The organism is Corynebacterium sp. HMSC034A01 (assembly GCF_001838175.1).
GTDB lineage: Bacteria > Actinomycetota > Actinomycetes > Mycobacteriales > Mycobacteriaceae > Corynebacterium.
Genome location: NZ_KV835926.1, coordinates 1 through 479, shown reverse-complemented (window position 1 = coordinate 479; position 479 = coordinate 1). Strand labels below are relative to the sequence as shown.

Annotated in this window: 1 protein-coding gene; it reads left to right on the top strand. The window is 57.6% G+C overall.

Going from position 1 to position 479, the window contains the following annotated elements:
• Positions 1-56 precede the first annotated feature (56 nt).
• The coding region (locus HMPREF2791_RS01635) for a transposase (protein ID WP_246825298.1) at positions 57-479 on the top strand (423 nt) is incomplete at its 3' end.

Below are 479 nucleotides of genomic sequence, written 5' to 3'. Positions count from 1 at the left end.
GAGGGTGTCAGGAAGTTTGTGTGTGAGGCTCTGATCTAGAAGGAGTTTCACCGATAATGACTACGGTGTCACCGAAGAAAAACCATGATCCGGCGAGGGTCAACGAGATCAGCGAGAAGCTGATGGAAAATCCTGAGCTCGCCAGCTTGATCAGCGAGCTGTCGACCTCCGCTGATGATGCAAGCGAGCTGGTCAAAGGCCTGCTGCAGGCATCGATCAACGCTGGTCTGCAGGCGGAGATGGATGCGCATTTGGGCTATAGCCATTCTGACCGCAAGACCAAAGCCCAAGTGGAAACCGCACAGGCGAACAATCACCGCAATGGGTCGTACACCAAGACCGTCAATTCTGGCTACGGCGCGGTGGAAGTGACCGTGCCCAGGGATCGTGCCGGCACGTTTACTCCCCGGATGGTGCCCAAGGGCGCACGCCGACTCACAGAACTCGACGACATGATCGTCTCGCTCTACGCCGGCGGG